Source organism: Candidatus Equadaptatus faecalis, assembly GCA_018065065.1.
Taxonomy (GTDB): domain Bacteria; phylum Synergistota; class Synergistia; order Synergistales; family Synergistaceae; genus Equadaptatus; species Equadaptatus faecalis.
The window spans coordinates 1-4694 of the sequence record JAGHTZ010000072.1; the positions used below are offsets into that span (position 1 = coordinate 1).

Annotated in this window: 4 protein-coding genes; all 4 read left to right on the forward strand. The window is 48.0% G+C overall.

Annotation, left to right across the window (positions count from 1 at the left end; genetic code table 11):
- On the forward strand, nucleotides 1–262 hold a 262-nt coding region (locus KBS54_05830), incomplete at its 5' end, for a hypothetical protein (GenBank protein ID MBQ0055643.1).
- A gap of 799 nt (nucleotides 263–1061) precedes the next feature.
- The gene (locus KBS54_05835; protein MBQ0055644.1) at nucleotides 1062–1235 is read left to right on the forward strand and encodes a hypothetical protein; all 174 of its coding nucleotides are present in this window, start codon (nucleotides 1062–1064) and stop codon (nucleotides 1233–1235) included.
- 221 nt (nucleotides 1236–1456) lie between these two features.
- The gene (locus tag KBS54_05840) at nucleotides 1457–1642 is read left to right on the forward strand and encodes a hypothetical protein (protein MBQ0055645.1); all 186 of its coding nucleotides are present in this window, start codon (nucleotides 1457–1459) and stop codon (nucleotides 1640–1642) included.
- An 80-nt stretch (nucleotides 1643–1722) separates the two neighbouring features.
- Nucleotides 1723–4694, forward strand: a 2972-nt coding sequence (locus KBS54_05845; protein ID MBQ0055646.1) for a hypothetical protein, incomplete at its 3' end; no start/stop codon positions are given.

The window sequence follows — 4694 nt, forward strand, 5'->3', positions numbered from 1 at the left end:
TTTAGCTGAAAAGCAACGGGCTTACCTCCGTTTGGAGCCGCATCACGTAATGCGTGAGAGAAATATAAGGCGCAGCTTCTCTGCCGAGAAACAGCCGCAACTTCAGACCTCGGCAGGTCATACAACTGTTTCAGAAAAGCCATGCCCGACGAAAAATCGTCAACACCCTCTATTTAAATATCTTGAAAAAAGACAAAAAAATGGAAACACCTGTCCTTGCGAAGCCTTGCGGCGTCTGCGTTTTCCCAAGATACTTAAATAGAAGAAGTTTACGCGTTTTTTAAATAGCGGGTTGCGGACGAAAAATCAGGTAAAAGTTCCAAAAGTGTAGTATTTACAACAGTTAATAGCGATTTGTCCGTTAGTCCTCGCTCAAAAATTAACAAGTCCTCCCACTCTTAAAGGGGTCTTTTCAGAGCCCCAAAAACAACCCTCTCCCGAAAAAAAATCGGGATTTTTTTTGCGCCGTTCCGGCGCAAATTTCATAAAGCATTGTAAATGCTGAATAAACGACGCAATGTAAAGTGCAAAATGAAAAATTCAAAATGAAAAAATCTTTGTCACGCGTGCCCCGGAGGGGTATACCGTAGAAATACGGTATCCAGAGGTTTTACGGGCGAAGCCCGTCAGAAACAAGCCTCTGCGGGGCAAAGACATACCCATACTGGGCACAGGCTGGATACCGCATAAAAACATTGCGGTACGACGAATTAAAAAAGGCTGCCAACGACTAACGACATCCTCAATTGTCCGTTCTTCACTTTGCATTTTTCACTTTGCCCTTTGCACTTCAATTTTTCATTATTCATTAAATTTTTTCTCCCAAGGGTTGTTTTTTGCCCGTTGAGAAGACCCCTTAAAGAGTAGGGACACATGGTGAAATTCCGAAAATGCACAATGAGAAATAAAGAAAAAGCGGCGTTGACAATTTTCAAATTGTCAGTATAATTTCAGTTGAAGGTTGTTGCCGGTCGACAGACGGTCAGCCCTCGGTAGCAGATTTCAGCCGCTTACCTTAGGCGAGGAGCGGCTATTTTTGTGCGTCTTTGGTGTTTCTTCCGATGGAATATCCAAGGGAGAACGATGTCATACACAAACCGAGAACTGCAATGAAGTCTGTTATGGACATCCGCATCACCTCCCCCTTTGCTCATATTGCTTTTGTGAGCGCTGAGGGCATAACCGTCCGCCGTCTTTTGAACAAACCGGCAACTGGAGATATTATAGCACGTTGAAGAAGAATTTTTGTAAAAAACTTCTTGCGCAACAGACGATAACGCTGTAAAATATACCGAAAGGCGGAGAATATTCCGTCAGGTTTGCGCAATGAAACATACCATGCTTGAAATTGCGCTTTGTTATTGGCTTTTATGGTAATTGTTTCTTACAGTCATTGGTTCTTTTAGTAATTGTCTTTTATCGTAATTGAACTTTTGTTTCGGAAGGAGGGGTAGAAATGTTCAACAAAAAGTCTGTTTTTAACGCTTTTGCCGTCAGCCGTCAGCTGTCAGCCGAATTTATAGACAGACAGACAGACAGACAGACAGACAGACAGCCTCTCCTTCTGAGGAAAAATTTTGTATTTCTTGCCTCTCTTTTAATTCTAAAATTCCAGATACAAAAAGTAAAATTGCAAACATAACGACGCGTTACACCGCGGCGAATGTTTTGTCATAAATGGATTACACCTCACGCAAAAAATATAAAAAAGGAGAAAAAGAAATGAGAAATATCAAGAAAACAGCGGCAATTCTAATGCTTGTATCCTTCATCTTCGCTACGGTCTCACCTGCGATGGCGGCGGGCATAATCAAAGTTAACGACCTCACGGCGTCAGCAACGTCAGACAGTGGCGTAACAGGCGCAAGCACGATTTATTTCGGCAGCTTTTGGCAGGATGCAACGGTAGTTGACGGAGACGCCGGAAAAAGCGCGATAGCGTGGAAAGTCCTGCAAACAGACGCAAGTAACACCAAAAACGCAAGCGGAACCTCCGCGGCAGGCATAACGCTCCTCACGGAAAAAGCAATGTACGCGCACTACTACAACCCGAGCACATACACAAACTGGAAAGACTCTGAAATCCGCGCCACGCTCAACGGAGACGGCACTAACGCGAAAAAATCCGAAACAAACCCGACCGTGGCAAACTCAGACGGAAGCTACGGGACATTTGCGGGAGACGCGTTCAACGACAAAGAATTCGGCTACATACTTACAACCGCCAACGAAACACTACCGTCTGGCGGCACAGGCACACCGGAAAAAACTAACGACAAACTCTTCCTCCTCAGCTCCGAAGAAGCGAAAGACAAAGCAAGCGGCGGCAGCATGGGTTTTAAAGACAATAACGACCGCAAAGCCAATGCCACCGCGTTTGCGACAAACAACGTAGCTTACGGCAATACAACGGGCTATAACGGCGGTAAATCCTACCCCGCCGCTTATTGGTGGCTTCGTTCGCCCGGCACCAATAGCAACGACGCCCGCGGCGTCCGCAGCGACGGCTACGTCGGCGACAACAGCGTCTACTACGACTATCGTGCCGCCCGCTCGGCTTTAAACCTTGACAAACAATCTGTAATCTTCTTATCCGCCGCCGCAGGCGGCAAATCCGCCGTTAATGTCGGCAGCGGCTTCGCACTGGCGGACTACGACGGCGCAGACGGCTGGAAACTGACGCTGAAAGACGCGGACATTGCTAAACCGACAAACGTAACCGTAACACAGGCATATACGGGCTATAAAACTCCTGACGACCTTGCGGCTGACACGTCGGCAGGCGGAACAATGGATTTGACAGCCGGACTGACGTATAAAAATTACGGAAACGTAACCGTAGCCTACAGCGGAAAAGACACAAATGCCACTCACGTATCAGCGGTAGTCGCAACCGGAGAGGGTACAGAGGACAATCCGTACGTATATGAAAACTACGCGAAAATATCAGATCAGGCGTCTGAAACGGCAGAAGTTGTAAGCACGGCAAACCTTAACCCCGATACAGAATACACAATGTTCGTCTACGCAGAACAGGCGAACGGCAACTATCAGACAGACTACGCCTCGGAAACGCAGGCATTCAAAATTAACAACACAGCAACCGTCAACGAAGGCACACTCAGCAAAGGCTATGCGGAAAAAGCCCTCACAGCCAAACTCGGCGGAGACTTCAACCTTTCATTTGAAAACGATACCTACAACACAGGCGTAACCGTAGGCGAGGGCGAAACAGGCTGCATAACGGCAGACGTGACAAGCGGCACAATACTGCCGGGAGCCGTTACAGTTAAAGAAAACGCGACACTCACCACAGCGAACAAATTTACGCTCAAAGGTGACAACACAGTTGACGGAACAGTAACAGGCGACGCCCTCACAATAGCCGACGGCACAACAACCGTAGGCAGTACGGGAAGCATAGAAAACGACGTAACGATACAAACGGCGGGCACGGTCAAAGCCGAAGGCAAAATAGCCAACGCCACGGTAAAAGAGGGCGGCACCCTTGAACTCAATGCGGACAAATACGGAGTAACCGGCGGCGTTGAAAATGCGGCACTTGACGGCGGTACCCTCACCCTTACAGGCGGAACAGCAGACGAAACCATCTCCGAAGACAAATTCGCTAAACTCGGAAGCGACGTCACAGGCGAAGGAACAACGGTAATAGACGGCTACGTCAACGCCGCGGACAAAAAACTTGAAACAGCCGTAACAGTCAATGCAGACAAAGGACTGTACATCAAAGCTGACGGAATCAAAAAAGCCGTCGCAAACGAAGGACTTCTCCTCCTTTCAGACGGAACGCTTGCGCAGAACATAACAGGCAGCGGAGACACATTAATACGCGGCAATGTTGAAATCGGCGCGGAAATCAGCCAGAGCAATATCGTTGTTGAAACAGGAAGCCTTACAACAAACGCGGACATCATAAAAGGCGGACTGATAAACAACGAAACAGTGAATTTCACAGGCGGAACGCTTGAAGACAGATACGTCAGCATAGACGGAACGACAAACTTCAAAGGCAAAACGAAATTCAGCGGCGCAGTCAGCCTTGCAAACTCAACGGTCAACTTCTACCTTGACGGCTTTGCCAAAGGAGACACCATAGTTGAAACGGGCGAAACAATAGACCTTGCCGACACCACGGTAAAACTTACCCAGACGGAAAAAGGCTATAAGCTTGCAAAAGGCGAAACAATAACGCTCATCACAAAAGCCGGAAACTACAACGGCGAAGAAGAAATAGAAGCAAGAGGAGCAACCGGCGAAGAACTTTATAAATACACCTACGGCGTAGGAATAGAAAACGACGCCCTTATGCTCAGCTACCTTGACCAGGGCGTTGCAGACCAGACAAAATCCTTCAGCGAAGCAAGACTCGGCGCGTCAGCCGCGCTCAACAGCGCAAGCGACCTTGTAGCCGGACAGGCAATAGACAGCGCATCGTCAAGCGGTTCATGGGAAGCCTTTGCGGCAATGGGCGGAAGCCACAACAGATATGAAACAGGCAGCCACATAGACCTCAACAGCACAAACGTAGCAGCGGGACTCTCAAAGAAAGTCAAAGACAACGTAACACTTGGAATATTTGTAGAAGGCGGCAACGGACGCTACACGACAGAAAACGAATTTGAAGACGGAAACGTGAGAGCGGACGGCGACATAAACTACTTCGGCGGCGGCGT

Excerpts from the sequence above, each read along its gene's own strand:
- KBS54_05840 (MBQ0055645.1), top strand. The coding sequence starts at position 1,457 with ATGTTCAACAAAAAGTCTGTTTTTAACGCTTTTGCCGTCAGCCGTCAG.
- KBS54_05835 (MBQ0055644.1), top strand. The coding sequence starts at position 1,062 with ATGGAATATCCAAGGGAGAACGATGTCATACACAAACCGAGAACTGCA.